Source organism: Neochlamydia sp. S13 (assembly GCF_000648235.2).
Lineage (GTDB): Bacteria > Chlamydiota > Chlamydiia > Chlamydiales > Parachlamydiaceae > Neochlamydia.
In genome coordinates, this window is the sequence record NZ_AP017977.1 from 2,037,096 (window position 1) to 2,061,878 (window position 24,783).

General features: G+C 38.2%; 17 protein-coding genes and 1 pseudogene. 6 read left to right on the forward strand and 12 right to left on the reverse strand.

What is annotated here, in order from left to right:
- Nucleotides 1-525: 525 nt before the first annotated feature.
- The 4 genes from trpS to TY21_RS07905 all read right to left on the reverse strand — a co-directional run bounded on the left by trpS (nucleotide 526) and on the right by TY21_RS07905 (nucleotide 6,202).
- On the reverse strand, nucleotides 526-1,608 hold the full coding sequence (trpS, locus tag TY21_RS07890; RefSeq protein WP_042240810.1) for a tryptophan--tRNA ligase: 1,083 nt from the start codon (nucleotides 1,606-1,608) through the stop codon (nucleotides 526-528).
- 12 nt (nucleotides 1,609-1,620) lie between these two features.
- On the reverse strand, nucleotides 1,621-2,847 hold the full coding sequence (locus TY21_RS07895; protein ID WP_042240807.1) for an amino acid permease: 1,227 nt from the start codon (nucleotides 2,845-2,847) through the stop codon (nucleotides 1,621-1,623).
- A 15-nt stretch (nucleotides 2,848-2,862) separates the two neighbouring features.
- The gene (locus tag TY21_RS07900) at nucleotides 2,863-4,080 is read right to left on the reverse strand and encodes an amino acid permease (RefSeq protein ID WP_042240804.1); all 1,218 of its coding nucleotides are present in this window, start codon (nucleotides 4,078-4,080) and stop codon (nucleotides 2,863-2,865) included.
- Nucleotides 4,081-4,555: 475 nt separating this feature from the next.
- Nucleotides 4,556-6,202, reverse strand: a complete 1,647-nt coding sequence (locus TY21_RS07905) for an FAD-dependent thymidylate synthase (protein WP_039386934.1) — start codon at nucleotides 6,200-6,202, stop codon at nucleotides 4,556-4,558.
- A gap of 297 nt (nucleotides 6,203-6,499) precedes the next feature.
- Here TY21_RS07905 and rfbA point away from each other — a divergent pair, with 297 nt between their 5' ends.
- Together rfbA and rfbB are read left to right on the forward strand one after the other, a co-directional pair.
- Nucleotides 6,500-7,393 carry a glucose-1-phosphate thymidylyltransferase RfbA gene (gene rfbA / locus TY21_RS07910; protein WP_042240801.1) on the forward strand — a complete coding sequence of 298 codons (894 nt, stop codon included), beginning with the start codon at nucleotides 6,500-6,502 and terminating at the stop codon, nucleotides 7,391-7,393.
- Entirely contained in the window at nucleotides 7,390-8,463 is a 1,074-nt protein-coding gene (gene rfbB / locus TY21_RS07915) for a dTDP-glucose 4,6-dehydratase (RefSeq protein ID WP_042240798.1), read from the forward strand. The genes rfbA and rfbB overlap by 4 nt, the downstream gene beginning before the upstream one ends.
- Before the next feature lie 718 nt (nucleotides 8,464-9,181).
- Here rfbB and TY21_RS07920 read toward each other — a convergent pair.
- From TY21_RS07920 to TY21_RS07930, 3 genes and pseudogenes are all read right to left on the reverse strand, one after another.
- On the reverse strand, nucleotides 9,182-9,391 hold the full coding sequence (locus TY21_RS07920; protein ID WP_042240794.1) for a hypothetical protein: 210 nt from the start codon (nucleotides 9,389-9,391) through the stop codon (nucleotides 9,182-9,184).
- A gap of 100 nt (nucleotides 9,392-9,491) precedes the next feature.
- Nucleotides 9,492-9,980: pseudogene (locus tag TY21_RS11080) on the reverse strand (IS630 family transposase); the annotation flags it as partial.
- Nucleotides 9,971-10,339, reverse strand: coding sequence for an IS630 transposase-related protein (locus tag TY21_RS07930; protein ID WP_042243465.1), 369 nt, complete (start codon nucleotides 10,337-10,339; stop codon nucleotides 9,971-9,973). The gene TY21_RS07930 and the pseudogene TY21_RS11080, both read right to left, overlap by 10 nt.
- 139 nt (nucleotides 10,340-10,478) lie before the next feature.
- On the opposite strand from TY21_RS07930, the gene TY21_RS07935 reads away from it, so the two are divergent.
- The gene (locus tag TY21_RS07935; RefSeq protein WP_042238458.1) at nucleotides 10,479-10,832 is read left to right on the forward strand and encodes a hypothetical protein; all 354 of its coding nucleotides are present in this window, start codon (nucleotides 10,479-10,481) and stop codon (nucleotides 10,830-10,832) included.
- Here TY21_RS07935 and TY21_RS07940 read toward each other — a convergent pair.
- From TY21_RS07940 to mnmE, 3 genes are all read right to left on the reverse strand, one after another.
- On the reverse strand, nucleotides 10,795-12,912 hold the full coding sequence (locus TY21_RS07940; RefSeq protein ID WP_042238457.1) for a hypothetical protein: 2,118 nt from the start codon (nucleotides 12,910-12,912) through the stop codon (nucleotides 10,795-10,797). The genes TY21_RS07935 and TY21_RS07940 overlap by 38 nt on opposite strands.
- 166 nt (nucleotides 12,913-13,078) lie before the next feature.
- Nucleotides 13,079-13,702 carry an endonuclease III gene (nth, locus tag TY21_RS07945; RefSeq protein WP_042238455.1) on the reverse strand — a complete coding sequence of 208 codons (624 nt, stop codon included), beginning with the start codon at nucleotides 13,700-13,702 and terminating at the stop codon, nucleotides 13,079-13,081.
- Nucleotides 13,703-13,706: 4 nt separating this feature from the next.
- A complete protein-coding gene (gene mnmE, locus TY21_RS07950) occupies nucleotides 13,707-15,086 on the reverse strand; it encodes a tRNA uridine-5-carboxymethylaminomethyl(34) synthesis GTPase MnmE (RefSeq protein WP_042238461.1) in 1,380 nt (459 codons plus the stop codon).
- 262 nt (nucleotides 15,087-15,348) lie between these two features.
- Between mnmE and TY21_RS07955 the strand changes: the two genes are divergently transcribed.
- The 3 genes from TY21_RS07955 to TY21_RS07965 all read left to right on the forward strand — a co-directional run bounded on the left by TY21_RS07955 (nucleotide 15,349) and on the right by TY21_RS07965 (nucleotide 18,870).
- A complete protein-coding gene (locus TY21_RS07955; protein WP_042238453.1) occupies nucleotides 15,349-16,677 on the forward strand; it encodes a sodium:alanine symporter family protein in 1,329 nt (442 codons plus the stop codon).
- Between the two features lie 457 nt (nucleotides 16,678-17,134).
- Entirely contained in the window at nucleotides 17,135-18,016 is an 882-nt protein-coding gene (locus TY21_RS07960; RefSeq protein ID WP_130589637.1) for a DUF1670 domain-containing protein, read from the forward strand.
- A complete protein-coding gene (locus TY21_RS07965) occupies nucleotides 18,013-18,870 on the forward strand; it encodes a DUF1670 domain-containing protein (protein ID WP_130589638.1) in 858 nt (285 codons plus the stop codon). The genes TY21_RS07960 and TY21_RS07965 overlap by 4 nt, the downstream gene beginning before the upstream one ends.
- A 97-nt stretch (nucleotides 18,871-18,967) precedes the next feature.
- On the opposite strand, the gene TY21_RS07970 is transcribed toward TY21_RS07965, so the two are convergent.
- Complete coding sequence (locus TY21_RS07970; RefSeq protein WP_042242171.1) at nucleotides 18,968-22,858, reverse strand: tetratricopeptide repeat protein; 3,891 nt, start codon at nucleotides 22,856-22,858, stop codon at nucleotides 18,968-18,970.
- 319 nt (nucleotides 22,859-23,177) lie between these two features.
- Nucleotides 23,178-24,428 carry a group II intron reverse transcriptase/maturase gene (ltrA, locus tag TY21_RS07975; protein WP_174232785.1) on the reverse strand — a complete coding sequence of 417 codons (1,251 nt, stop codon included), beginning with the start codon at nucleotides 24,426-24,428 and terminating at the stop codon, nucleotides 23,178-23,180.
- Nucleotides 24,429-24,783 lie beyond the last annotated feature (355 nt).

A 24,783-nucleotide genomic window follows, 5' to 3' on the forward strand; every position in this document is an offset into this window, starting at 1 on the left:
AACCTTATTTTAAGTTTCGCATGGAAGTAAGAGATAATAGCCCTCTTACATTCCTATTCGAAGAAAGCACTTTAGCTTAAAAAAAGTCACTTCATAGGCCATTAAAGATACTAAACGGTAAAGATATTATATTAAGAAATTATTTAGTAGAAATCAGCCTCGTCTATCTACAGAGCTAGAGCATAGCTTATCAAGCTGCGAACCTTGACAATCAGCAGCTCAATATCCTTCCTTAAGATATAGGCTAGCTATCTAATCAGGTTAAATCTTAAGTTAAAAGAAAATAGGCTGAAAAGCATGCCCACTGAAATAGAAAAGCATTTTTGGCTTTAACTGAAAAGGTTTGCGTCTTCATTACCTAATTCGACAAAGTAAAGAACTGATCATGGGCTTTTAAGGCGCCCTTTTAGGCAATCATACTCTTATAAAACTAGGCCCTTCAGTAAGAGAGGCAGCTGAGAAAGACATAAATTTCTTCTTTAAATTACCAATCTTAAGTTTTAAAGCTTACAAAAACAGAAGATTTTAAGAATACAATGATTGAGAGGCAACTTTCTCACGACGCTCACGAGCTATGCGAGAAATTTTATTCCAATTGCCCATTAATCCCATCGCACTACGCATTTCTTTTACAGTAGCATTAGAAACCTCGATCATTTTCTGAGTCCCTTCATAAATAATCTCTTCGATCAAACCCTTCTCCTCAGCAAAATGTTGGCGTCGCTCCCGTAGAGGCTCTAAGAAAAGGTTTAAAGCTACAGCTAATTTTTCTTTTACTTCTACGTCGCCTACCTTGCCTTCACGATAACGTTTTTTTAAATCTTCAACTTCGCTTTTATCTGGATTGAAAACTTCATGAAAAGTAAAGACAGGATTTCCTTCCACGGTCCCGGGTTGATGAGCATGAATTCTATGGGGATCGGTATACATGCTTTTTACCTTTTTCTCTACGGCCTTTTTATCATCTGACAAAAAGATGCAATTGCCTGCAGATTTGCTCATCTTTCCTTTATTATCAATGCCTACTAAGGTGGGTACATCACTAATAGAAGCTTCAGGCATAGGAAAAACTTCACCATACAATTGATTGAATCTACGAGCTATGTCTCTTGCCAGCTCAACATGAGCTTCATTATCTTTCCCCACGGGCACTACATGGGCACGAGGCATGAGAATATCGGCAGTTTGTAGAACAGGATATCCTACCAACCCAAAGGGCACACTCTCGGGATCCATATGGGCATTCCGGGCCATTTCCTTTAAGCTAGGTAAGCCTATCAGACGATTTAAAGAGACCATCATTTCAAAAATAAGATTCATCTCATAAACAGCTGGGGTAGCTGATTGCAGATAAATAGTAGTTTTAGCAGGATCGATACCACAAGCTAAGTAATCTAAGACCATCTCTTTAAGATGCTCGCGCATCTTTAGAATATCTTCTTTGGTTGGCTTAGTCGTTAACATATGGAGATCTGCGATAATCAGATAACATTCATAGTGCTCTTGATAAGCTACTCGATTTTTTAGTGAACCTACATAATGGCCTAAATGTAAAAGACCTGTCGGACGATCGCCAGTAAGGATTCTTTTCTTAGCGCTTTGAGACATACCTATTATCCTTTAAAAATTCATTTCGATTTTTATTAATCCTATTTGATTAGCCAGCTCTACTAAAATGACTAGCAAAGAAAAAATTATGGCCCCTATTAACCCTTCTTTTCCCCCACCCACTTGATAAGAAGAGGGCCATAACAGCCTATAGCGCTTAGACCATGCCATCAGAGGCGGAAATAATCCTAATAAAATCACCACCCCAAAAGCACCGGCATATTCTAAAGCGACCAAAAAGATACGCGGGCCGGATAAAGCAAAAACTAACGGGGGAATAAATGTACAAGCAAATAAAACTGCTTGCCCTTTTTTTGTTTTTTCTATCCTTAAGGAATCTTTAAGGCAATCAAAGAGGCTTAAAGAGACTCCTAAGAAGCTAGTGACTATGGCAAAGAAAGAAAAGCAACGTGCCAATAAGGCAAGATGGGGATTTCCTAAAACTATCGATAGCAGATAGGCACCATTAAAACCATTTTCATAGCCATCTTTTAACCCATAGGCTCCTTTTAAAGGGATAATACCCAATGTTAATAGTTCCCAGAGGAGATAAACAATAAAAGGAATCAATCCTCCTACCCAAATAGCTACTTTTACATGGGTAGTATTTCTTTCCAAATAGTGGATAAGGCTAGGAATAATAATGTGAAAGCCGAAAGAGGTAGCCACGATCGCTACCGAAATTAATAAGTACTTAGGATCCACATGTTTTAATAAACTGATATCTACATAGGGAGCGAGAAATAGAACCATCATCACATACGCAATGGCTAGCCCTGCCATCAATAAACGATTAAGATAATCTACCGAACGGGTGCCTCGATGTAAAAAGCAGCTGAAAATGATTAATAAACAGACCGTTCCTAACCACATAGGTAAAGAGTAACCTGTTAAAAGTTTTATGCAATCTATAATGATAGGGCCGCTTCCTGCAAGATAAGCTGTAGTTAGAGAATAGAGCAAAAACAGGTAAGTCACCCATCCAATCCATTCTCCTGGACGACCTAGAGTTTGCTTGGCCATAGAAATGATATTTACCTGACTCCCCATCGCCAGGTTAACCTCGACTAGCAAAAGCGCTGTATAGGTCATGTACATCCAAAAAAGCGCGAGGAGAAAAATTGAAGGAAAAAAGCCTGCAAAGCCTGTAATTACAGGAAGAGCTAGCATCCCTGCTCCTATAGTTGTTCCAGCTACGAGAAGTATTCCTCCTATAAGCTTATACTGACTTTTAAGCATCTCACTTTTCCATCGTTAAGAGGTTATCGTCTGATATAATTGTAAAATAATAATGCTTACCGAACACAAAATGATCAGCAAAAGTATAGGTTTTCCTCCAGCTATAAATTGAGGTCCTTTAAAGTTTTTATGATAACGCCCTGACCACACCATCAACGCTGGTAAGATGCCAAAGATAATGACAGCTCCAAATCCGCCTGCATAGTTGAGAGCTGTTAAAAATACGCCAGGATGAATAAGCGAGAAAAGATAAGGTGGCAACAGAGCTAGACTACATAAAGTGATTTTCCCTCCACTTCTTTTCGGGATTTTAAAACCATCTGCTAAAAAATCGACAAAACTTAAGGAAACTCCTAGAAACGAAGTGACAATAGCAAAAAAAGCAAAAAATTGAGCAATATCCACAACCCATGAAGCACCTACTACTATTTTTAAAGCTTGGGTAGCCATCTGCCCTTCGCTGCACGCTACTCTTAAGCTATCTTCGCCTTCTAAAGGCACAATACCTAGAATAAGCCTCTGCCATGCTAAATAAATAATCAAAGGAATAAAGCTACCCATTGCCAATGCTATGCACAAGCGTCGGCTATCCCTTCCTAAATACTGGGTTAAACTGGGGACCAGATTATGAAATCCAAAAGAGACAATCATAGCAGGAATAACAAAAAAAGCTGCTGACCAATCGTGGTGTTTCAAAAGCTTTTGATCTATATGAGAACTGCCTATACAGACGATTAAAAGATAGGTAAGAATGAGTCCGCACATAAGCAAACGATTAAATTTGTCGACTGTGCCTGTTCCATTATAAATCATAAAACCGAATAGCGCGCTCATGATGAGTCCCCCTACCCACCTGGGAAGATGAATAGCGAAAAACAGATCAAAAAAATCAGCAAATAGCGCGCCACTGCCTGACACATAAGCTACCATCAGAGAGTAAAAAAGAAAGAGAAAAACTATCCAGCCCACCGCTTTACCCATCTTTCCTAGTGTTCGATCGGCTAAAGATACCACATTAATATCTTCTTTAAACCAAAGGTTAGCCTCTAACAACAATAACCCTGTAGACAACATAAAGATCCAACAGATAATAAACATGATCACTGAAGGCTTAAAACCTGCTTGAGCAGATAAGACAGGCAGGCCTAACATCCCAGCGCCAATACAACAACCGGCCACTAATAAAATAGCACCTAAAATACTCCCTTGAGAAGCAAACGTTTGATTATCCATGTATTTTCCAAAAAACGAATTAAAAGCTTGGTGATTAATAAAAAGGCAAATAGTTAGAAAAAATTATGCAGGTGGTTTATTGTCACCAAAAGAAGGGTAAAAATCTAGAAAAATAAAATAGAATAGTCATAAGGTTTAGCGTAGTAAATTTTTAGCATGCTACCACTCTAGTTTTATTATTGAGAAGATAAAAATGAAGATCAAGCCTAGAGAGATATAGAACTCCTTTAAAATTAAAAAGCTTAGAGTTTATACAAAGGAATTTTTAACAGCTAGGAGGCTCTAGGAGATTTTAATAAACTCTTCAAAAATTATACACTTTAACGTAAAGATAGTCCCCTTGTCAGGACCTATATTTTATGCAAATGCTTATAACAAAAGTAGGTAAGAGAGACGCCTTAACTTAAAAAACAAGCTCTAAATTGGAAATTGCTCTCACTTAATTATCTGGTTTTCAATTCTTTAAAACCCTTTTCTAAGCCCTTTGTTTGAAATGATGCTTTTCCACCCTTCGCTGTTCCTGGCCCATCCGTCCCATGTCATATCCTTCATAATCGACGAACTTAAAGAAACGCTCAAAAGCAGGAAATTTCTCACAAACTTGACGAGCCATACTTTGAGCAATAAAACGATAGGTAGGATGACCTGCAGCAGCAGAACGTAGCTCACACATCCATTGTAGGGCGCGCAAGTTAATCTGAAAATACCATCTTACATTATAAGCCATAGGAACTACATACTGGGCTTCTTCAGGAAATTCCGTGGCGATTGCCTGGTAAGCGTCTTTAGCTTTATGCATTGCCATCGTGTAATCTTCTTCGAAAGAAGTCCCTGAAATTTCAGGAGGGATATAGTAGCCATAATCACAGCCTAGCAACTGGCGTTCTTGCGTAAGTAGACGATGACGGTGGAGGTCACGATAAGCACCAAAATCGGTAATAAATTCGAAAGTAAAATTAGCATGTTCAAGAGCACGAGGAGATTTATGGCGTCGATTTTCGCGTGCGTTGCAGCCAGCGTCTAGAATGCGAATTAACTCTTCTTCTGGTAATCCCAGGCAATGATTCCACAGATCCACTAAACTCTTATTGCTATGCGAAAATAACAAGGCAGCCGCTACTTTAATTACGGCATCCTGATCATCCCCTATGAGACGAACGCCTGGCTCACTACTTTTCTCAGGATATCCTACATTAAGATTTGCAACCACCTGAAGATCTGTTTGCATAGCTTCAAAAAATCTACAAAAGTTTTCATGGGTCTTGTGGGTAGGTTCAGCTCTACGAACAAAAGAAGGAATTACCTTAGATAATTCATCACCCATTCTTTTCCCAATACCTTGCATTTCAGCTAGATTATTACAATGGAGCTTATGGATCATCTGCTCATAAAAACGTCCATTGCCAAAGATCCCCATATTAGTCAAGGTTCCTGCAGGTAACAAACCTCTCAAGCAATCTAGTACCTTAGCTCTTAAAGCCGCTGTATAGGCCGTCTTTGAAGCAGTGGGTTGATAAGGAAACTTTTCCTCAAACAATTGAGTTAGAGGCGGGATAAGCTTAGAGTAAGTTTCAAAAAGCATATTGCAAGTGCTTACATAGATATCTCGATAAGCAGAAGTCATCAAGATGGGCTCACGATAAAAAAGATACTCTCCCTTAACTTTTTGATCAAAATAAATGTAGCGTGTAGATTTCTCCAGAGGAGAACCCCCTATGCGACAGTCTTCAATAAACTTAGCCGATAGCATAGAAACATTTTCAATGGCTATGTGAGCTCCTCCTAACTCTCCTATCGAGTCATCTCCATATCCATCCAAAATGCGATCATAAAAATTTTGTGCTTTTTTGATAGCTAAAGACTGGTCGTTATCCTGCTCTGAATGTTCCTTATCTGCTCCGGCAATCGTCAAAAACCCCGATTCTTCTTCATTGGAGATAAATTCTTTGAGTAACAGCGAACGAAGGCCTAAAGTAGAACGAGAGTAGCGTGAAAACAAGGCTCCCTTGATGACTTCCGGAAGATTACGAAGGACAAAAATATGACCACTCGTGTTGGTCACGTAACGTTCCAAAATTTTACGTTGGCTTTCTGTGAATTCTTCATAGTCATCTAATAACATACTTTACCCATGAGTAGATTTTGCTGGATGGCAAAATTATTGTGCAAACCGAATTCTCTTGCAAGATTAACCTGGAGAAACCGCTATAATTAATTAGCAATCGTTTAACCTTAAACAGCTTAGGTGCAAAATCCTTTATCAACTGATAAGCTGAAGCTTTTTTTGCTGTCCCTCTAGATGTTTAGCTCTTAAAAAAAGCTGGTGTTCAAAAAAATTGACAAATTCCTGCAACATTCATAACATCCTTTAAAATCTTAAGATATTTTCACAAATCCTTACCTTGCAAGGCATAAAACAATGAAAGGTATTATTTTAGCAGGTGGCAGCGGCACACGTTTGCATCCTCTAACCCTAGGGGTTTCTAAACAGTTACTTCCTGTCTATAACAAACCCATGATCTATTATCCCCTCTCTATTCTCATGTTAGCTCATATCCAAGATATTCTTATCATCACGACGGCTGAAGAACAATTTTTATTTAAAAGGCTCTTGGGTGATGGCTCACAATACGGCTTATCTCTAAGTTATGCTGTACAAGCTAAGCCGAACGGTCTTGCTGAAGCATTTATTATTGGCCAAGACTTCATTGGCAGCGATGCTGTCTGCTTAATCTTGGGGGATAATATCTTCTACGGCAACCATCTAGGGCCTTTGCTAGAAAAAGCTTTGTCAAAAACACTTGGCGCTACTCTCTTTGGATATGAAGTCAAATCTCCCGAACGGTATGGAGTGGCGGAAATAAATGAAAAAGGCCTAGTCATCTCTTTAGAAGAAAAGCCTACCCAGCCAAAATCTAATATTGCTGTCACCGGCCTCTATTTCTATGACAATCAAGTGGTAAAAATTGCTCAAACTTTAAAACCCTCTGCAAGAGGCGAATTAGAAATTACGGATATTAATCGTGTCTATATGGAAAAAGGTCAAGTTTCCTTAAATGTCATGGGCAGAGGCTTCGCTTGGCTAGATGCAGGAACCTATGAAAGCTTGATGCAAGCAAGTCAATTTGTACAAGTGATTGAAGAGCGACAGGGCTACTGTATTGCTGCGCTTGAGGAAATTGCCTACCATCAAAAATTTATTTCCCTTGAGCAACTTTATGCTTTGGGAGAAAAACTAGGTAAAAGCGGATATGGCCAATACCTGCTAGACATTGCTGAAAAGGAAAATAATATTTTAAAAGGTCTTGTATGAAAATAAAAAGAAAGGTTAGTAATATTCTTGTGACAGGAGGTTCAGGTTTTATTGGCTCTGCCTTTATTCGTTATCTTCTTAAAAATGTCCCTCACTTTAAAGGATTATGTCTTAATTTTGATTTATTAACCTATGCTGGTAATCCTCAAAATTTAAAAGAAGTAGAAAACGATCCGCGCTATCTTTTTCATCAAGGTGATATAAAGAATGAAGTCTTTATTGAACATCTGTGCCGAGAATATGCTATTGATACTATCATTCATTTTGCAGCCGAAAGTCATGTCGATCGTAGTATTCATGGGCCTAAAGAGTTTATTGAGACCAATGTATTAGGTACCTTTCACCTTTTAGAAGTTATCCGTAGGCTCCCTCACATCCATTTCCATCATGTTTCTACCGACGAGGTCTATGGATGCTTGGGAAATGAAGGCTTTTTTACAGAATCAACCCCCTATGCACCTAATTCTCCTTATTCTGCTTCAAAAGCTTCTTCCGATCATCTCGTACGTGCTTATGGAAAAACTTACCACCTATCTACTTGCATCTCTAATTGCAGCAATAATTACGGCCCTTATCATTTTCCTGAAAAACTTATTCCTCTGACCATCATTAATTGTCTAAGAAAAAAACTTATACCTGTTTATGGGCAAGGTACTAACGTACGTGACTGGTTGTATGTGGAAGATCATGCCAAAGCGCTGTGGATGTTACTGGAAAAAGGAAATTCAGGAGAAACTTACAATATCGGAGGTGAAGAAGAGTGGCGCAACATTGATCTCATCCATGAAATCATCAAAATTTTTGCCGAGATCAAGCAGGTTAATCAAGAGCCTTATATTAAGCTCATTGAATACGTGCAAGATCGCCCCGGGCATGACTTCCGTTATGCCATTGATTGCTCCAAAATTAAGAAAGAAATCGGCTGGCATCCTGATCACAACTTCTCTCAAGGCATTAAGGAAACTATCCTATGGTACATCAATCATCCTCTATGGATTGAAAATGTTCAATCGGGCGCTTATCTAAAATGGATAGACACTAACTACGCAAACCGTTCCGCATGCAAATAAGAGGCTAAAATTAAATTTCTTTAAGCATCTTTTTCTTCTTAGGTCAAGGCATGCCTTGGTAGCTCTAACCCTTTATTTTTTATAAAAATTAGCTTTACTTGCTTTGTCAAGAAACCAAAGCAAGGTAATCAAATCCTAATTTTTTTTCTGAGAGAAGAGAGAAATTAGAAACTGTTTTAATCTTTTTTTATCTATTTATCTAGATACTTTTAGAAAAGATTGTAAAATCAAGACGCTTTAAAAGCATAAATTTATAGCTATTTTAAAGGCTTGTTTTTATTTATCTATTTCAGTCTAACTTTAGATTCTTTTTCTACCTTGCCTCAATAAGGAAATCTCTCGTAAAGTAATAAGCTTGCATGTGAAGGTTTTACTGGTATGCTTTCGCCGGCCTGCCTCTTTCTCTATCCTTCACTTTTCCTTATTAATTATTTTAAAGCCTGGTGTTTGACCTTATTGTCTTAAAACCTTTTTTTCTCTCTAGCTTTGTTGGCCTTGCCTGGCTAAGCTTTATCCTTACAAGATTACGACATTTAAACCTTTAATTAACTCATTATCCCCTCTAAAGTCAGCCAAGTTCAATTAAATAACAATTCCATAAATTAATTCAAAACATAAAAAATATTATTAATTTCATAATTAATAAAAATTATAAAAATGATAAAAATAAAGGCCTTGTTGCGTAAATGACCTAATAGTTGGTCTGCTTAAAGGCTTATCAAGTTAGTACCCATTGCCCTTGGGGCATTCCAAATTTTGCCATTTTATTCATCTCCAAATGCTTAGCATATAATCCTGCTCGCTGATAGTCTAGCTTCCTAGAGCGAAAATCTTCTCCAAAGCTTCTTTTAAAGCGGTACATCGCCGTTTCGACAAGCGATCTTCTATGATAGCCACTAAGCTTTTTCCAAAGCTGCCTTTCTCTCATGACAGGAAATCCTCAAGATGTGAAGGATTTATTAGGAAATGTTTTTGATGGGAAGACTAAAATGCTATGTATAGTGGTTTGAATTTTAAATTTCTGTTCATTAACATATACTTAAAAAAGAGTAATCAATGGTTTGAGCAAGAGTAGAAAACTTACTTAAGTTTGCTGCCACAATCTTCTTAAAATTAGCCCAAAAGGTTTCAATAGGGTTTAGATCTGGAGAATAAGGCGGTAAAAATAAAATCTCACACCCTGCCTTTTTAATAAGTTCATCAGTGGCTTGCGATTTATGGAAGGTAGCATTATCCATTATCAGAACTTGTCCTGCTTTAAGTTCAGGTATCAATATTTTTTCTAGCCAAATGTTAAACAGAAGAGAATTACAAGTACCTGTATAACAAAAAGGAGCTAAAATTTTAGACTTGCATTTAGCTGCTATAAAGCTTTCTCTAGCAAATGAACGACCTGCTATAGCACCATAAATCTTTTCTCCTATAGGTGATCTTGCATGCTGGCGCTGTAAGTAGGCATTTATCCCGCTCTCATCTATGTAAATCCTATTTTCTTCCGGAATGTTTTCTAGCTTTTGTCTAAACTCCTCTCGTTTATTCTCATCTCTTTCCTTGTAGAAGGGTGTCTTTTTTTTAAAGTGATTTTCAGTCTTTTACAGGCATAAAAAACTGCAGTTATTGTCACTCCGAATGCCTCAGCTATTTCCCTAAGGTAAGCATCAGGATTTTGTTTTATATATAATTTTAGCTTTTCACTATCTATTTTACTGGGGCTCTGTCGTCTTTTTTTAGGAGCTAGGCAACCTTGTTTTTTCCGCTTAATCCAGTTGGTTAACGTGCGAACTGTTACACCAAACACCTCACTAGCTGTGGCCATTGAGCCGCCATTCTCTATATAATTCAAAGCTTTTTTTCTTAAATCGTGTGAATATACCATGCCAATTGATTATACATATATCCTTAGAAAAATAGAATTCAAATAACTATATAAAACAGCAGAGGATTCTAATGAGCCTTTAGTAGGCCGTCTTTGCCTTAAAATACTATGGGATCATGAAGGTCATGCCCCTGTCCTTTTGCAAGAAGGAATTCATTTAGATATTCCTGATAAAAATGCTCAGAAATTTCTAGAATTGGCTTTATGCCAAGCCTCCCTTCAAGTGGCAAAGAAGCTAAATATCCCTCTTGTCTGTGGACGTATTGCCGAGGTTCCTTTTGAAGGCATTCCTCAAGATTATCCTCATCCTATTGAATCCTTGGCTGCTAATCGTGCACCTTCTGAAAAATGTGATCCGTTGGATCAGCAATTCCATGCAAGCGAGTCTTATGATAAAGCTGATATAAGATATGCAAAGAGAACTAAAGAAGAAACAGAGTCTGGGCATTACAGCCTCATGAAATCCAGGGTTTTATGGCGTCCCGGGGAATAAGCTGGGATTTTGGAATGCTAAAGACGCTATTCAAACATTGTTCATCACTTCCTGTAGCCCCTATCGCATCACAGCATTCATAAGGGGCTCTCCCCCCTAAGGAAACAATGGCATGCTCATAAAGCAGATGCTCAGGATTATTAGATGAATAAGCTTTTAAAAGAGGCAAGCTAAGAGAAGATGCTTTAGCAAGGGCAGCTTTAACAATAGCTTTTTCAAGTTGGTCATAAGGCGAAACTATACCTTGTTTTGTTTCCGTATAAGGTAAGGAACTGTAAAAAGTTTCCAAAAAAAGAACGGGCGTTGCAAGATTTTCATTCCAAAGCAAGCGTACAATGGCTCTCCCAATCATTTTGCCCTGGCTTTTAATGCACAACAGCTTGTTTTTCCCATCAAGGATATAGGCTAATAATGCTTTATTATCTTCACAATTTCCCTCAATAGAAAGGCAGCTTCCTAAAACTTCTGTGGTACATAAAAGCAAATCTTCTACAGCATCGCTCTCCTCCACTATGCACCCTACAACTGCAGAGGCTAGCGACTCTCCTAAAAAGCTTTCGTCAATAAAATATCGAACCTCATTTCTTCTCCAGCGCTTTTCCAAGGCAGGAAAAGAATTAAAAACATGGCTTAAATGAGGACTTAAGGAAGAGTCATATCTTTTATCGTGAAATCGGTCTTGCATAACATCGTGGAAAAACTCCTTTAACTTTTGTAAAACAACTCTCCTTCCTGCTTCCTCTTCTAATCTTTGTAATTTAATAGCATAATCAATCAAAGCGTGAGGGCGGCGGAATGAAGCAAAAGTGTTAAAATATTTAGAAAAATCAAAAGAAAGCTCAGAAGTAGAGAGCAAGGATAAATGCTGGAGAGCCTTTAAAAATTGGTTGGGCAGCAAATCTTTTGACGCTTTAAGTGTTAACCCTTCAAATACCTTAGGGTTGCGAAAAGCTAATAATCCTTTTAAAGCTACTGCTTGTAAAAAGATCTCCTGTTTATGGCTTGAAAGAAATACAAGGCGAAAGAGAGCGCTTTTTTGATCATCGCTTAAGAGAAGGGATAGACTGATATGAAGAATAGTAGACAGAACATGATTTAGCTTTTTAGGAGATAGCTGACAAACCCCCTCCCAGCATTCTTTTCTAAAATTAAGAAGCGTAAAGAGGAGTAATGGCAAAGAAGCGTTATCTATTTTACAGTTAACTTGCAGAAATAAAGGAAAATAATACGAATCGAAAAATAAAGCTACTAAAGGATATTTAAGAGAGTCCTCTAGCTTACTTAAGCACTCTATAAGCTGTAGACTTTTGAGACTCTCTTCTTGTGTAGAAATTGAAAGGAGGGCTAGGCGATCGAAAGCAAAGGCAATCCAAATAAGCATTTCTTTTTTTTGCAAAAAGGGCTCGAAAGCTTGCAAGATCTTTTCTAAAAAATGATCAGTTGCCGTTATACCTATAGATTCCCCTTTCTTGGTTAGATAAAGAAAGATCTCATCGATTAATCGATTCTCTTCTTTTATATCGATGAACTTTTCCAACACTGCACTTAAACTACTGCTATGGCTGAAAAACTGGCGATTTGATTTGGAAAATGCCGCTCGCCATTCATTTACAGTAGAAGAATCATACACAAGCGCTATTTTGAAAAGTTCAAGCTTTTGATCTAGGGAGAGCTCAGCAAAACTTTCTATTTTAAGGAGTATAGGTACAGAAAACTTCTCAAGATAAAGACGCAGCACTTTAAATTGGCTATCGGCATCTCTTAATCCCCGCTGCTCGATGATTTCATAAAGATCGTCAGGATCTATGTCTAGGTCTTTCCTCCACTCTTGAAGGACTTGCTGGGTAACCGATGATGCAGGCTCTGTAGGCAAAATAGATCTTTCTTTAAGGCTCTTTATCGGTTGCACCTGGCCAAGCAAAGGAATATTTGAAGGAAAAATATGATAAGCAACAACATGCGATACCTTACTATCAAGAGAAGCTTCTAAAGATTGCTTATCTCTTTGCGGATCTACTCCCATTTTTTGTTGTCCAAAAATTTTACTCTCCTGTGAAACTTTAGGGGGAGAATAAGTCATAGCCTTACCTTCTTATAGGATGCGTTCAAAACCTATTATAGCTTTTTTAGCGTTGTTATTCTTTATTTATACTCTTAAAAGCTTTTTTGCAAACTATTACTTTATAACATTTTAAAGAATGCTTTTTGCTAGCTTGCCTACCTCGCAAGCATATCTATAAGCTCGCTTACGATGGGGTTATTATCCTGCAAATAGGACATCTATCCACATGAGGGTGACGAGCCGAACAGTATTCACGCGCAAAATAGATGATTTGTAGATGCAATTTATTCCAAGTCTCTTGAGGGAAGAGGAGCTTAAGATCTTTTTCTACTGCTGCAATTGTTTTCCCTTTACTTAGCCCCCAGCGTAGGGCGCATCGATAGATATGAGTATCTACTGGAAAAGCAGGCTTGCCAAAAGATTGACTTAAGACCACAGACGCAGATTTATGGCCAATGCCTGGCAAGGCTTCTAATTCTTCAAAGGTATCAGGCACCTTGCCTTGATATTTTTCTGCAAGAATTTCTGAGAGGCGATGGATAGCAGCAGCTTTACGTGCAGAAAGTCCACAAGGACGGACAATCTTTTGAATATCTTCTATGTCTAACTGGGCCATCTTCTCGGGCGTATCAGCTTTAGCAAAAAGCTTAGGGGTCACTTGATTAACGCATTTATCGGTACATTGAGCAGACAATAGCACAGCTACGAGGAGAGTATAAGGATCTTTATGTAAAAGAGGAATAGGAGGATTAGGATAAAGCTTGTTTAATATTGTAAAAATTTTGGCTGCTTTTTCTTTTCTATTCATCTAATCATTTACCAATGCAAAATGTCGAAAATATGGCGGATAATATATCTTCTGAAATGTTTGTTCCAATAATTTTCCCAAGTTCAGCCAAACATTGCCGCATGTCCATCGATAAAAACTCTGGAGAGATATTTCCCTTTAAACCTGATAGGACATTTTGGCCTGCTTGAATAGAGAGCTGTAGGGCTTCTCGATGGCGGACATTAGTGATCAATACCTCCTCTTTAGAAGGAGGTCCTTCTTTCCAAATGACAGAGTCGATCACCTGCCGTAATCGATCGAGTCCTATTTTTTGTTTTGCCGATAAGGGCACTACATAGGGTAGATGAGCGATAGCAGGTAAAGATACATGTGGCAAATCGATCTTATTCCATATCACAATCGTCTTAGCAGCAGGGACTTCTTTAAGCAAAAAGTGATCCTGCTCCTCGATCCCTTTGGTAGCATCTAACACAAGAAGAATAAGATCAGCTTGCCCCATAGCTTCTTTGGAGCGGCGAATACCCTCTTGCTCAACTAGCTCATCTGTCACCCGAATCCCTGCTGTATCTAGCAAGCGCAAATTAAGCCCATTTAAACGTATTTCATCTTCGACAATATCGCGTGTTGTTCCAGGAAAATGAGAGACAATCGCACGCTCTTTATCGAGGAGTGCATTCATTAAAGAAGATTTGCCTACATTGGGACAACCGACCAAACAAAGGGAAATTCCTTCCTTTAATATTTTTCCATCGCGAAACGTGTTAAAAAGAGATTGCATATCTATAAGAATAGCCTCCAGATCCTGGCAAATCTCTTCTAGCGTAGTAAATTCAAGCCCTTCATCGGGAAAATCTACCCAGGCCTCTAAAATAGCAGCGATCAAGGTGAGACGTTCTTGAAAGCCTAATACTTTCGCGGATAAGGAGCCTTTTAGCTGGTTTTCTGCAGCTTGGAGGGCATATTCATTCCTAGCACCAATCAAAGATTGTACTGCCTCAGCTTGCGCCAGATCTAGCTTACCATTCATAAATGCTTTAAAAGTAAATTCGCCTGGGCGGGCGGCTCTTGCACCTGCTTTCAATATAACTTCTAATACATGGCGGGTAATCAAGCTACCCCCATGACATTGCACTTCCACAGTATCTTCCCCGGTGTAAGAGCGGCGTCCACGCATGACCAAGAGCAACACATCATCGATAGGTTGATTATTCAAGTCGCGTATTTGGCCATAATGAGCAGTATGGGACTTATAGCTATACACAGGACCGGAAAAAACTTTTTTTGCTACGTCAAAAGCTTGATTGCCCGATATCCGGACAATCGCCACTCCTCCTTCTCCCGGGGGGGTGGCTATAGCAGCAATTGTCTCGCCAGGTACATAAGGTTGATGTATAAAATCCATAGATAAAAAAAATTGTAAATTACTGAAAAATAATACAATATGCAAAGCTTTAAATCAAGAAAGCAACCCCTACCTTTCAAATAATTTTCTTGAAAGCTAGCTTATTTTGTGATATTTTGTCCGCATGCATGCAAGAATTGATTTTTTTGCTAACTTTTTTACCTTTTTCCCCTAATCTTTAGAGGGATTCCTTCATTTTTTACTATTTTTTTCTAAAAAACTATTAACTAATAAAATCGAGAATTTAATGGACCTTTATATAATGCCAAGTTTAGAAAGGACCAATCAAATTTTCACCTTGTGTGTTGTATTCCCCTTTATCATACTCTTAGGCCTTTATTTCACCATAAAACTTCGTGGCTTTCAAATTGCTAGGCTCAAAAACAGCTTTAGTTATCTACTTAAACAACAACAAAACGCACAGGGAAATATTAGTTATTTTGAAGCCATTTCTACTGTATTGGCAGGAAATTTTGGCACCGGCAATATCTCCGGTATGGCTATAGCCCTCTCAACAGGTGGGCCGGGTGCTTTAATATGGATGTGGATCATTGCTTTTTTTGGCTCAGCAATCCAATATTCAAGCTGCATTTTAGGAGCCAAATATCGTCAGAAAGATGAAGGTGGAGAGTATGTAAGCGGCCCTATGTACTATCTAAGTAAAGGGCTTGGCTTAAACAGCCTAGCTAAAATATTTTGTATTTTCACTATATTTGCTGCCTTAGCAGTAGGTAATTTTGCTCAGATCAATTCCATGACACTTCCAATCCAAAAGATGGGCTTTCCCCCTTTATTGTGTGGCTTTATATTTGCTTTCTTTATTGGACTCGTCTTATTAGGCGGCATTCAAAGAATTGCACGTTTTGCCTCCATCATCGTGCCCTTGAAAGCTTTTCTCTATCTTACTTTTACTTTGATTATCCTCTATTTAAATCGTGAGAAGATCTTGCCTGCTTTGCAATTAATGTTCACCTCCGCTTTCAACTTTCAAGCAGCAGCGGGGGGCATCATAGGAAGTAGCATCTTAAAAGCCATCACGACTGGCTTTAACCGAGCTATTTTTGCTACAGATGCAGGCACCGGAATTGTACCCATTTTACAAGCAAGCGCACGTACCGAACATCCTGTAATCGATGGGCTTGTGTCTCTTGTTGCTCCTTGTATGGTTTTGATTGTATGTACGATGACAGGCCTTGTTTTATTGGTTACGGGTGCTTGGCAGCACGGTGATTTACAAAGCACCAATATGGTCACTTATGCTTTTCGTATAGGCCTGGGACATCAAATCGGTGAATATGTGGTCATCATTGCCCTCATTATGTTTGGGTTTACTACTATTCTTGCCTGGGCTTATTGTGCCACGCAAGCGATCACTTATCTAGGAGGGCATCGTTTTGCACGCCCCTTTACCTATCTTTATATTTTACTGATTCCCTTAGGAACTTTGATTCAGATAAATTTAGTATGGGGCCTTGCTGACCTCTGTATAACTTGTATGCTAATTGTTAATCTGATAGGCATCACAGGCCTTGCTCATGAAGTGATTATCGATAGTCGGGCCTATTTTAAGGGTGATAAATTAAAGACTTAAAAACGCTATAGGCAAAGAAAGAGCTTAATCAAGTTTAAAAATATATTAAAAAAATTGAAGAAAGGGTTCAGGTGAATTGAAAGAGGCTAAATTTCTTAATTCTGCATGACGGCTAAAATAAGTCACGCGGGTATAAACAATCCCCCGTCTACTCACCTAGTTTGCGCCGATCTAAAAAACTTTTCCGTCTAAGCTAAAATTTTTTAAATAGCTTCTTCTCCTCCACGCTTCCAGCTATCTTCGCAAAGGCTGTTCCATATTTATCAATCATTTTTAATTCTCTTATTATTTTTTGCCCCTCTTGCAAGAGCAATTTCAACAATTGGTATTTTCGATTAGGTCATCTGTCTATTTTATAAATTTTTTTTTAAAACGGAAAATCTATTAAAAAAACTGGCGTTCACCTTTATAATGTTTAATTAAAGAAAAAAACAAAAACATCCATAAAAGGAACGCCATGAAAAATGTTACTATAAATTCTAAAGAAGATCAAGAAAGACGACTTCAAATCAAAAACATCCATCAGCAGATGAAAAATTTGGCTGTTCAAGGAACAGGAATAAGTCCTTGGGAAGCTCAAATTTTAGTAGGTCTGATTGAGGAAGTGTACTTTTCCGAACTTCACCAAAGTCACTTAAAACCAGGGCAAATTAAATATCATTGTGTAGCAGCTGAAGAAGGAGCTGGCAAATCTTTAAAAGAGTGCAAGATGTTACCTATGGTTTTGACGCTGTTTGACCAACGAGACAAAGGAAATTTTTCCCAGGATAATAATAGAGATAGAAGTGTTGAGCTAAGAAGGAGAAGACTTGTGCGTATAGCTGAAGAAGCTAAAGAGCAAGGAGGATACTTAACTCAAGAGGACCTAGCAGAATTATTAATGTGCGATATAAGAACCATTCGAAGAGATATTAAAGAGCTTAGAACAATAGGCATTCTATTACCCACCCGAGGTCAACAAAAAGATATAGGCCCTGGTGTCAGCCATAGAGCTATTGCCATACGGCTTTGGCTAGAGGGCAAAGAGCCTGTGGCTATTGCCCAACATATTAAGCATAGCATAGAAGCTGTGGAAAACTATCTACAGAAGTTTAAAAGAGTAGCCTTTCTTAAAAGCAAACATTTCAATGAGTTTGAAATAGCCTTAACGGTAGGAATTTCCATCTATGCTACTAAAACCTTTTCCCTGCTATATGAAGAGTTTAAAGATAAAGCCTTTTTTAAACAAAGATTGGAGGAAGTTTATATAGTTGGTGCCCAATATTATCATGCGCAAGACGAAAAAAAAAGAATGATGTCGTCGAACGACTCTATCAGGAACGAGCGGAGGCTGCCATGAAGAAGAACATCGATGCAAACCATGCTACATTTTGCCCTCAAGCATTTAAATGCTTTGAAGGTGCTTTGGAAGCGTTTTTTTCGCATGAGTGCCCACAGCTAGGAGGAACAAGGACAAGGCAAGTACTGGTTAAATCAATAGCGGATATGGTGCATCAATTTTATCCGCAGACCTCTCATATGCAGCCGGGACAAGTTACATGGCCGACAGTCCACCGCAATGAATTTTCATCTTATGGAAAATCTATTCAAAATACACGTTTAACAACGGTAATTTTAGATTTGGTAAGCTCGCAAGATGCTATGGAAAGAGCCAAGGGGAAAAAATTAAGGGTTATAAAAAAAGAAGCTGTGGCGCGGATGTGTAAGCAAGCTTTTGATCAAGAAGGTTGCTTAACCCACGCGGAATTAGCTATTTTGTTAAAGATATCGCCACAAAGTGTAGGCAAATATATCAAGGAGTGGGAATTAGAAAACCGTGAGGTTCTTCCCAGAAGAGGATCTATCCATGATATAGGCCCTACTTTAACTCACAAAACAATGATCATTGAAAAGCTCTTTATTGAGCAAAAAACTGTTCAGCAAGTGAGCAGAGAAACAAAACACTCTTTACCAGCGATACAAAGGTATATATCCACTTTCAAGCAAATATTGCTATGCAAACAAAAAGGTATGTCTACAGAAGAAGCAGCTTTTTCGGTGGGTAGGACATCGCGCTTAGTCAATGAATATGAAAAGATTATTGAACAATATAAGGAGAAAAATTATGTTATAGCCGCGTTATTGAAAAGTGAAATTGGAATTGAAACAAGAACCCAGATAACAATAAATGAAGGTGTTGATAAAAAATATTAATCAGAAAAAAGATTAGGTTAAATGCCAGTTAATGACAAGTGTCCTTATTTTGATTACATGTTATCTTAGTGAGGCAATTTAACTGCTCTCTCTAAGCCTAGTTTTTGAATGATTTTGAGTCAATTTTGCATGGGGAATAGCGAATGACCATATTGGGGTTATTCTCAAGAAGAGGTTGAAGTTCAATACGTAAAGCATTCTGAAAGCAGAAAACTGCTTTGGCTCCATCTCCTTGAGCTTGGTAAATGGATGTAAGATTACGGTAACAATCAGCCATTTTGGGATGATTTTCTCCAAAAACCTTGCGATTGATCTCGAAAGCTCGCTCAGCATATTTTGCTGCTTTTTTAAACTCTCCTTTAGCCTTGTAGACCAGCCCTAGATTGCTATAACCCGATGCCATTCGCGGATGATCTTTACCAAAAATTTCACGATCAATTTTAAGCGCTTTATTAACATATTTAATTGCTTTTTCAAATTTTCCTAGGGCTTCATAATTCATTCCTAGATTGTTGTAATCTCTTGCTACCTTAGGGTGATTTTTACCAAAAATTTTCTTGTCAATTGCAAGCGCTTGCCTAATAAGCTTTTTTGCTTCTTTTAAATTGCCTTGGGCTTTGTAAATGAGTTGAGCCAAACCATTGTAAAAGCTCGCCATCAGGCGATAATTTTTGCCAAACAGCTTAGAATCAATAGATAACGCTTGATTGATGCACCTAGCCGCTTCCTCTACCTTTTTTTGATCGAGAACTACTTCATCTAGCTTTCTGCGAACAGGAGTTTTTTTATTTAAATTATTTTGAACAAGAGCCGCTTCCCCTAACTTACTTTGATCGAGATAAATTACTCCTAGATTAATATAATGAAATGCCACTTTCGGGTGTTTTTCACCAAAAATTCTGCGATCAATTTTGAGAGCTTGTTCGATATCTTTAGCCGCTTGTATCAAATTCCCTTGCGTTTGGTAAATTTTCCCTCTATTGGCATAAATTATGGCCATAATTGGATGATTTTCTTTATATAGTTTATAAGCGATTTGCCATGCAGCCTCGATACACTCAATCGCCTGCTTTAAATTTCCTTGTTCTTGGTAAATATTTGCCAGGTTGCTGAAACTTTGTACCGTTTCTGGATCATTCTTCCTAGCAAGATTGCGGTTAATTATAAGAGCATGATTTAAATACTTAGCCGCTTCATTTAAACGCCCCTGATCGTAGTAAATCATTCCTAAAGCACTATAAGATCCTATTAAAATCGGATGATTTTCACCAAAAAATTTGCGGCGGATTCTGAGCGCTTCGTGAGTAGATGCAGACGCTTTTTCTAAATTTCCTTGCTCGTAGTAAATCACTCCCAGATTATGGTGGTTATGTGCTACCCTCGGATGATTTTCGTCAAACATTTTACTGTTAATTTCGAGCGCTTGATTCACATATCTAGCTGCTTTATCCAGCTTCATTTGATCTTTGTAAATCATTCCAAGGTTGTTGTAATATACAGCCGTGCTTAGAGCATTTTCCCTAAAAAGCTTAAGGTTGATTTCGAGTGCCTTCTTAACATACATAACTGCTTTTTTTAACTTTCCTTGGTCTAGGTAGATCGAGCTTAGATTATTGTAATACGTTGCTAGAGTCTCATAATCTTTTTCTTGAAGTGAAAATTTAATGGCAAGCGCTATCTTGGTATACCTAGCCGCCTGCCCTGCATCCCCTTGAGCTTGATAAACCATTCCCATATTATTGTAATCTCTTGCCAGGGCTATAAAATTTTTATTATAGCTCTCTTTATTTATCTCAAGTGCTTGATTGATACATCGAGCCGCTTCATCTAACCTTTTTTGCTCAAGGTAAATCATTCCTAGAGCATTTAATACATGACTATTCTTGGAATCCTTTTCACTAGCTTGCTTATACCGCTTTTCTGCCTCTTGGTGTTGAAAAAGCCTTAAAGCTATGGCTCCTTCCATCTCGGGTGAATCATCTAGAGTGGAAAGCTTAAGGGAATCTTCTTCCCCTGATGAAAACATATGGATGATAGCCTGGCCGAAAGGGATAAAAACGCGGTAAATCTTCTTTATCTGCGCTAAAGCTGCATTATCTAGTGCAAGCTGCTTTTGGATAAGTGTAGGATCCTCCAATCCGAAAGGTTGAATTAAAGGATTCATCATTTCATTTTGGGCTTTATACTTACAATAGGTCCTTAGGCGCATTAACAATGCTACACTCATCCATTCTTTTAGCTTTTTAGCGCTATCCTTATTTAAAACCTTTTTTTCTTTTAACCGATCAATCCTGGTAAAAGTATCCATTGCTGAGATTTCTTTGAGAAGGGCTAACCGGTCCAAGGCTAGATGAGGAAAGCGATAAAAGTCATTCTTAGCTTTAAAAAGCATGCCTTGTGTTTTTAAGTCTCCTAGTCCTGGGTAAAAAGTTACCATATCTTGATAAAACAAATGCTGCTTAGCTAAATATTGACGAAGAGCAGAGCCTTCTTGATAAAAAACCTTAAGTTTTTCTTGAACTTTTTCCTCATATTGCTTGGTTAGCTCTGGATTGCCTAACAGATGAGTGAATGTCAAAAGTTCCATAGGAAGATGAGGTTCTTTCTCATGCCACCATTGGCCTTTTTCATCTTTAGCAACATATTGCGACATCTTTTCAGTAGTTTGAATAAGCTCAAATGTTATCCCATTACCCAGAGGCGTTTTACAGCCTTTTCCTTCTACCCCTTCCCCATCAAAAGCAAAACCTCTAGGGGTAATACTATCAAAAAAATCTATCTCTTTTATACGCGGAATATTCAAAGCAGGAAGAATAGTTTCTCCTAAATTAATGACTTTTAAATGCAGTAAAGCAGTGAGATGTCTAAAATAATTTCTGCTAGAAGAAGAATCTTTTTCTATAAGAATACCAAACTCTAAATCAGAGTAGGGTGTCATTTCCTCCCTCGCTAAGGAACCAAAACCTATCATTGCATATTCACAAGGTGCCGGGCCTAAAATGTCTATCGCTTGCTTTACAAGAAAACCGAAAAAACTTTTTATATGTAGAGCAATACCTTGGTAAAGCTCTTTTACTTGTTGAGAAGAAGGATTTGGTCCGAGAACTTGAATTTTCTTCTCTACTTCTTCTCTAAATTTTTTTAATGCGCTGCGATTGCTTTCAAATTGTTTCTGCATTTGTTCAAGGCTTATAGGTTCTCCTTCGCATAGTTTAATAAGAAGATTTTGAGCTTTGAAAAGCTTCTCTTTAAGAATTTCTCCTTTATCTTCTGAAGAAGATAATAAAGAATGTCTTTTTAAAGCATAATTATAAAGTCCTGCAGCTTGAAGAAGCGTTTTAGAAGTTCTTTTTTCCACATAAATATCGCCTAGTTTTTCGATACATAGGCTTTCTTGCAAAAAATCCTTTTTTTGGACGGCAAGTTTTAATTCTAACACATAGGACACTTCCCGTTTACTTGGTGAGAAAAATTTGTCGCTTCGAAAGATAAAGTAAGCAATTCTATTTACGCAATCTGATAGCCACCCTAGGTAGGGTTGTAATTTTTGAGAGTAATATGGACTCCAAAACATGTCACTACTTGGCATGGTTTGGTTAAACCATTGAATACAGTTTCTTATAATACTATGATGAAGTGTGGGGTATGTAGAGGTTAAAAAATCAGAGCCCTTAGAAAGCTTAATGTTTCTACCTGCATCATTCTGCTCTTTTTCCTTGCGCAAGGCAGCTTTAAAATATTGAAGATAAAAATTTTCGTATAAATTATTTCTTTCTATCAATTGAGATTTATTTTCGTGAATAATTTGTTTCCACTTTTTGCATACCAGCTCTGTACGACATAAATCTTGCAATGCTAGCCTTGTAAATATTCTTAAAGCGATTTCAGTATATACTACGGTTTTTTCCTCCGAGGTAGTAGAAGTTTCTTCCATTTCTTTAAATACAGGAAATATATATTGAGGAGTAGATAGGCTTTCTAAGTTCATAGGTTTATTTAGTTTTAACCAGTTGAGTGTTCAACTAGTTTTTATATTATTTTAAAATGATTTGCAATTTTTTTTCTGAGTTTGACACTTCTAGTTTATAAGTGGCCTTCTTGCGTAAATGATCTTATAGCTCGTCTGTTAAGTACTACCACCTAAGTTAGCACCCGATGCCCTTTGGGCATTCCAAGCTTTGTCATCTTATTCATAGCCAAAACAACAAACATTGATAATACGCTTTAAAAAAAGTCGAGTAGCGCGAGGGGATCACACCCTCACGCTCTCACAGTTCCGTACGTGAGCCTCTCAGCTCATACGGCTCCTATTGTCTAGTCGCAGGTATGGCGCCCATTTTCCAGTGAGCAAATAGCTGAGGTTCTCGTTTTGCGATCCCTCCCAACCAATGCATTGCCCTTCTGCTGTGGCCTCTTAACTTCTTGTATTTCCTTTCCGCCCACCTTGCTAATGTACGGTTTGCAACATTGAAAATTTGATAGAGTTCTGATTTGTAATATTTACCATAGTAGTTGATCCAACCTCTTATCATGGGGTTAAACATTCTTGATAAATCTACAATCTTCTTGTCACTGCGCAGATGCATTTTCCAACTTCTCATCGTACTCGTTATTGCTTTCTTTGCTTTATTGCTTACTGCGGGACTAAAGTTGATGAAGAGCTTTCCATACCGATTCTTTGATCTTCTGGCTCTAAAAGTATATCCCAAAAAATCAAATTTCTCGTTTAGGTATCTTTTTCTTCGTTCATCATCTTTGCAATAGACGATTTTTGTCTTTGCAGGATGCAACTCCAGTTTGCATTGAGCTAAGCGTTCTGCAATAGCTTTCTTTATTTCGTTGGCTTGCGCTTCCGTTTGACAGTGAACCACTATATCATCAGCATAACGCTCGAATGGATTACCTGGATAGCATTTCCTCATCCATTCGTCTAAGGCATAATGAAGAAATAGATTGGCTAGTAAAGGGCTGATTACACCCCCTTGTGGAGTCCCTCTATCTCTTTTTATAAGTTTCCCGTCTGCATCTTGCTCTGGCGCTTTTAGCCAGCGTTCTATATACAGAAGAATCCATTGGCTTTCGGTGTGTTTCCTTACGGCTCTCATCACGAGCTCGTGGTCTAAATTATCGAAAAATCCTTTGATATCAAGGTCAATAACATAGTCGTTGCGCCAACATCTCTGTCTAGCGACTCCTACGGCTTCTAACGCTGATTTTCCAGGTCTGTACCCATAAGAATCAGGATGAAAATGTGGGTCAATCTCTGGCTCTAGATACAGCTTAACGACCATCTGTGCGATTCTGTCTGATACTGTGGGTATTCCCAGCTTTCTCAGCTTTCCATCACTTTTTGGTATGGCAACTATCTTTACGGGAGGCGGAAAGTAGCTCCCCGACGATAGGCGATTCCAAAGTTTATACAGATTGTCTTTAAGATTCTTTTCAAATTCTTCTATAGACTCTTCGTCAACACCTGCTGCTCCTTTGTTAGCTTTTACTCTCTTGTATGCTTCCCATACAATGGATTTAGAAATACAATACGACTTTGCTGTATTCATCGATTCCTCCTGTTTCCAGTTGTTCGATTAATCTTAAGCTAAACAATATAGTCCCCTTCGCTCCACCTCCATTACAGAGGTCTCCTCACTACTACGGGCTATTCCGCCCCTGTTCCTTGCATCGGTACTCTGGTTCTTATGGGGCTTCCATTTGAACTTCTCCCTTTTCATCAAGGCGACAGGTTCCCACGTTCCGTATAAGAGCCTGTAGTTAAGTTCACGTCACCTTTATGCCGGATGCCATCTAAGCAGTTAATATTAGGTTTCCCTTAGATTTGTCCTGGGTTAACTAAGACCCCCCAGTTTTGACATCATCCCTATGCTTTCGACACGTCATCAGTGATTCATTTGCATT

What these genes read in the sequence shown, in the direction of transcription:
- TY21_RS07900 (WP_042240804.1), bottom strand. Translation starts at nt 4,080, where the DNA reads ATGGATAATCAAACGTTTGCTTCTCAAGGGAGTATTTTAGGTGCTATT.
- TY21_RS07960 (WP_130589637.1), top strand. Translation starts at nt 17,135, where the DNA reads ATGAAAAATGTTACTATAAATTCTAAAGAAGATCAAGAAAGACGACTT.
- TY21_RS07965 (WP_130589638.1), top strand. Translation starts at nt 18,013, where the DNA reads ATGAAGAAGAACATCGATGCAAACCATGCTACATTTTGCCCTCAAGCA.
- TY21_RS07930 (WP_042243465.1), bottom strand. Translation starts at nt 10,339, where the DNA reads ATGGTATATTCACACGATTTAAGAAAAAAAGCTTTGAATTATATAGAG.
- mnmE (WP_042238461.1), bottom strand. Translation starts at nt 15,086, where the DNA reads ATGGATTTTATACATCAACCTTATGTACCTGGCGAGACAATTGCTGCT.
- TY21_RS07905 (WP_039386934.1), bottom strand. Translation starts at nt 6,202, where the DNA reads ATGTTATTAGATGACTATGAAGAATTCACAGAAAGCCAACGTAAAATT.
- ltrA (WP_174232785.1), bottom strand. Translation starts at nt 24,428, where the DNA reads ATGAATACAGCAAAGTCGTATTGTATTTCTAAATCCATTGTATGGGAA.
- TY21_RS07940 (WP_042238457.1), bottom strand. Translation starts at nt 12,912, where the DNA reads ATGACTTATTCTCCCCCTAAAGTTTCACAGGAGAGTAAAATTTTTGGA.
- TY21_RS07895 (WP_042240807.1), bottom strand. Translation starts at nt 2,847, where the DNA reads ATGCTTAAAAGTCAGTATAAGCTTATAGGAGGAATACTTCTCGTAGCT.
- rfbA (WP_042240801.1), top strand. Translation starts at nt 6,500, where the DNA reads ATGAAAGGTATTATTTTAGCAGGTGGCAGCGGCACACGTTTGCATCCT.
- TY21_RS07920 (WP_042240794.1), bottom strand. Translation starts at nt 9,391, where the DNA reads ATGAGAGAAAGGCAGCTTTGGAAAAAGCTTAGTGGCTATCATAGAAGA.
- trpS (WP_042240810.1), bottom strand. Translation starts at nt 1,608, where the DNA reads ATGTCTCAAAGCGCTAAGAAAAGAATCCTTACTGGCGATCGTCCGACA.
- nth (WP_042238455.1), bottom strand. Translation starts at nt 13,702, where the DNA reads ATGAATAGAAAAGAAAAAGCAGCCAAAATTTTTACAATATTAAACAAG.
- TY21_RS07955 (WP_042238453.1), top strand. Translation starts at nt 15,349, where the DNA reads ATGCCAAGTTTAGAAAGGACCAATCAAATTTTCACCTTGTGTGTTGTA.
- rfbB (WP_042240798.1), top strand. Translation starts at nt 7,390, where the DNA reads ATGAAAATAAAAAGAAAGGTTAGTAATATTCTTGTGACAGGAGGTTCA.
- TY21_RS07970 (WP_042242171.1), bottom strand. Translation starts at nt 22,858, where the DNA reads ATGAACTTAGAAAGCCTATCTACTCCTCAATATATATTTCCTGTATTT.